At 67.8% G+C, this 3,488-nt stretch carries 7 protein-coding genes; 6 read left to right on the forward strand and 1 reads right to left on the reverse strand.

Annotated elements, in window-relative coordinates; translation table 11 throughout:
- Window positions 1–209: 209 nt before the first annotated feature.
- From HC028_RS26690 to HC028_RS26705, 4 genes are all read left to right on the forward strand, one after another.
- Entirely contained in the window at window positions 210–365 is a 156-nt protein-coding gene (locus HC028_RS26690) for a hypothetical protein (protein ID WP_168080206.1), read from the forward strand.
- 31 nt (window positions 366–396) lie between these two features.
- Complete coding sequence (locus tag HC028_RS26695) at window positions 397–1,053, forward strand: TetR/AcrR family transcriptional regulator (protein WP_168080207.1); 657 nt, start codon at window positions 397–399, stop codon at window positions 1,051–1,053.
- Between the two features lie 168 nt (window positions 1,054–1,221).
- Window positions 1,222–1,404 carry a hypothetical protein gene (locus tag HC028_RS26700; RefSeq protein ID WP_168080208.1) on the forward strand — a complete coding sequence of 61 codons (183 nt, stop codon included), beginning with the start codon at window positions 1,222–1,224 and terminating at the stop codon, window positions 1,402–1,404.
- 4 nt (window positions 1,405–1,408) lie between these two features.
- Window positions 1,409–2,023 carry a DedA family protein gene (locus HC028_RS26705; RefSeq protein ID WP_168080209.1) on the forward strand — a complete coding sequence of 205 codons (615 nt, stop codon included), beginning with the start codon at window positions 1,409–1,411 and terminating at the stop codon, window positions 2,021–2,023.
- Between the two features lie 32 nt (window positions 2,024–2,055).
- Here HC028_RS26705 and HC028_RS26710 read toward each other — a convergent pair whose 3' ends face one another.
- Window positions 2,056–2,727 carry a hemerythrin domain-containing protein gene (locus HC028_RS26710; protein WP_239075762.1) on the reverse strand — a complete coding sequence of 224 codons (672 nt, stop codon included), beginning with the start codon at window positions 2,725–2,727 and terminating at the stop codon, window positions 2,056–2,058.
- A 160-nt stretch (window positions 2,728–2,887) separates the two neighbouring features.
- Here HC028_RS26710 and HC028_RS26715 point away from each other — a divergent pair, with 160 nt between their 5' ends.
- Both HC028_RS26715 and HC028_RS26720 read left to right on the forward strand, forming a co-directional pair.
- Window positions 2,888–3,181 carry a hypothetical protein gene (locus HC028_RS26715; protein ID WP_168080210.1) on the forward strand — a complete coding sequence of 98 codons (294 nt, stop codon included), beginning with the start codon at window positions 2,888–2,890 and terminating at the stop codon, window positions 3,179–3,181.
- Window positions 3,182–3,304: 123 nt separating this feature from the next.
- Window positions 3,305–3,488 (forward strand): sigma factor (locus HC028_RS26720; RefSeq protein WP_275941402.1); only part of this gene is annotated, 184 nt, incomplete at its 3' end.

The raw sequence follows: 3,488 nt of genomic DNA on the forward strand, positions 1-3,488 counted from the left end.
CTCGAACATCACCGGTGTGGCCACCGCGGCGCAGACCACCAGCGAGGGGGTCACCGAAGCGCGAACCACTTCGGAGGACCTGGCCCGCATGAGCGGCGACCTTCAGCAGCTCGTCAGCCAGTTCCGGTACTGACGCCTGTCTGATCCTGATCTGGGGCGTCGACGCCCGCCAGCGTCGGCGCCCCCTCGTCCCCGGTGAGTAGACCGTTGTGACCTGCCCAGACCAGGCGCGGACGCCGCCGGACACGCTGACCGGACCCAGCCGGGAGCTGATCACCGGCGCGTTCAAGCTCGACGGCCGGCTCATGCTCGCCCTCGACACCAACCGTGCAGTACAAGCCACCGGTAACGGAATCGACGAGTAAAACGCCGGTTCTGTCCACATAGGGAAACATGATGAAAAGCACCACCGTGGCCTCGCGAACCGGGGCTCACGCCGTCAGCTGCGCGACACCGTCAACGGCGCCGCCCGGGCTGCGGGAACGCAAAAAACTGGAGACCTTCCGCGCGCTGCAGTCCGCGGCGCGGCGCCTGGTTCGTGAACGCGGACTGGACGACGTCACGGTCGACGAGATCGCCGGGGCCGCGGACGTCTCCAGACGAACGTTCTTCAACTACTTCGACACCAAGGAAGCCGCGATCGTCGAACGCGAGCCGGGCAAGGTCGAGTGCCTGGCCGCCGCGTTGGCGGCGCGGCCGGCCGAGGAGACCCCGATGCAGGCGTTGCGGGCAGCCGCTCTCGCGACGTTGGCCCACCACGTCCACGAACTGCAGGAACTGACGGCGCTGATCTGTGCCAACCCGAGCCTGATCGGGTCACAGGTAGCGGCGTTGGCTCCGTTCCGGAGGGCCATCATCGAATGGGCCGCCGCGCGCACCAATACCGACCCGAACACGGACGTCTACCCCGCGCTGCTGGCCGGAGTAGAGGATCTGATGGTGCGGCTGACGGTCGGGCTGTGGCGGCCGGAGACCGGCGATGAGGGGTTCATCGACCTAGCCAACCAGATTTTCGACTTGCTCGACGGTGGCCTGGCCGCTCCACGTTCGTAGACAGCGGACGGACGGCCAGCCGCCAGCGCAGCTTTTTCGCGCGCGGACGTGGGCTCGCTGGTGATGGCAACGAACATGACCAGCGGAATGTCGTTGTGGATGCGTTACCGAGGGCACAGCTGGTTGAGCACCGCCGAAATGGGCGCCGCGATGTAGATTCCGTTCGTCGTGCTCTTCATCCCGTACTGGGCGGGGCTGCTATCCGGACACGCGCTCATGGCGGCCGGGCATGTCCTCATGCTGCCGCTCATGGCCGTCGCGATGCTGCGCCGACGCGACGAGTACACACAGCACCATCGGCACGCGCACGGGTCCCACGCGCGGCCGGAGACGGCAAACGAGGCGGCCTGAGGCAATGGCGTACTGGTTAGGGCAGCTGCAGGAGTTGCCGACGGAACTGCTCGACGTGGCACTGGCCCTGGTGATGGTGCTTGACATGATCCCATTGGTGGGTATTGCGGTGCCGGGAGATGTCGCGGTGCTGGCCGCGATCGGGGTCGGTGGTCCGTTCGCGGCGGTCGGTACGTTGCTGTGGGTCGTCGGCGGGTGCCTGGCCGGTTGGTCGTTGACGTTCGCGGCGGGGCGGTTCTTCGGTGAGCGGCTGCGACGGGGGCGGCTGGGCCGGTGGATCGGTGATCCACGGTGGGTGGCTGCGGAGCGGGCGTTGGACCGGGGTGGTCGGGTGTTGGTGGTGGCGCCGTTCCTGCCGGTGATCAACACGTTGGTGCCGTTGGTTGCCGGGGGTCTGCGGATGCCGTACCGGCGGTTCGCGCGTTACTCGGCGCTGGGGTCGGCGTTGTGGGCCGGTTTGTACGTAGGCCTTGGGCTGGTGGCCAGGCAGATCGGTGGGCTGTTGCCCGGTCAGCCTGTGACGATGGTGGTCACGGTGGCTGTCGGGCTCGCGTTCGGCTGGGTCACCCTGTTCGTCACGCGCCGCCGGCTCGCAGCATCCGATGCGGCGAGCCGGTGACGGCCAACCGACGACCCGTCAGGGTCGGGCCGTCACGGTGTCGGGGTGCCGTGGACGCGGCGGGCGTAGCGGGCGAAGGCCCGGCGGCCGAGGACGGGCACGATTAGGCGGGCCGGCAGTGGGGCCTGGGCGAGCATCATCGCGATGACCTGCGGGTCGCCTTCGTACATGAGCATGCCGAAGATCATTGCGCGCTGGTTCTTCGGCACGCTTTCCATGCCTTCCTCGCCGAGCTGTCCCCACTCCGCCGGGGTCAGGCAGCGTGACGCCAGCGGCAGGATGTGCTCCTCCTCGGCGGCCAGGTGTTCGGTCAGGCCGGCGTAGAGGCGCTCCAGGGACTCGGCCAACTGATCGCGGTCGGCCGCGGCGGCGTGTTCACGCCAGCGCGCCATCGCGGCGCCGGTCTGCTCCAACGTGTCGTGGATCTGGTGGTGCTGCTGCTCCATCAGTTGCACGATCGGAGCGAGCTCCGCGGGTACCCGATCCAGGAGCTTCGGCCACAGTAGTCGGTCCTCTCCGCTGTGGTGGTGATGCAGCATGTTGTTCAGGAAGTCGAGGTGCTCGCTGATTACGCGGGCCCGGGCCGCATCGCCGGGGGCGACGGCACGCACGAGGGCGGGTGCCAGGCGGTACTCGCGCCGCAAGGCCGTGTGGATGACGAGCATCTCGCGGGTATCGACCTGGCCCGACTCGGTCGTGGTCAACTGCTGCTCCTGTCGCTGATGGGAGACAGGATCGCGGCGAGGACGCCGGCGACCCGGTCGGCGGCGTCACCCTGATTGATCACTATCCAATGTATCGAGTTGGCCGATCGCCTCAAGCGCCGCAGCTGTTAATCAGCCCAATGTCCGATCCGGCCGCTTTATGGCGGATGAAGAACCGCCGAAAGGTCTGACCGGCAAGCTCGCCAGGGCGGGGTTCGCGGCCACTGCCGGGGTGCTGGCTGTGGCTGTTGGACTGTCCGACGCGCCGGCGCTCGCGATGGCTGAGCCGCACGCCGCTCATGCGATCTCGGCGGGGAAACCGGCGGCCGTATCCGCGGCGGTGGACGTGGTTCCGGTCAAGGCGACCGTCGTACTGACGGCCACCCTTCTCACCGTCTGTCGCAACCTGATCGGGCCGGGATCGGCGGTTGTCGGGGCGTCTCTGACGCGTTGAGGCGTTCGGCTGCAATGCAACCAGCCAGCAACTGAACGGGCACTTCAACAGCACTTTCCGTGGTTGAAGGTTTCCCCTTGTCAGCCGGTGAGCCGACATGGCCACCGCTCTGAGGGGAAACTGATGACTAATCCTGCCGCAGCCGCGTCGTCGAACTCCATTGAGGACCTGGTTCGTAGCCACCTTCCGCTGGTCGGCCACCTCGTGCGCGAGATGCTCGGCCGCCTGCCCGCTCACGTCAGCCGCGAAGACCTCGTCTCCGCCGGCATGGCGGCACTGGCCACCGCGGCCAAGGCCTACGACCCTG

Source organism: Planosporangium flavigriseum (assembly GCF_011947225.1).
Lineage (GTDB): Bacteria > Actinomycetota > Actinomycetes > Mycobacteriales > Micromonosporaceae > Planosporangium > Planosporangium flavigriseum.

Coding starts and splice junctions, on each gene's coding strand:
- HC028_RS26695 (WP_168080207.1), top strand. CDS start 397: ATGAAAAGCACCACCGTGGCCTCGCGAACCGGGGCTCACGCCGTCAGC.
- HC028_RS26705 (WP_168080209.1), top strand. CDS start 1,409: ATGGCGTACTGGTTAGGGCAGCTGCAGGAGTTGCCGACGGAACTGCTC.
- HC028_RS26715 (WP_168080210.1), top strand. CDS start 2,888: ATGGCGGATGAAGAACCGCCGAAAGGTCTGACCGGCAAGCTCGCCAGG.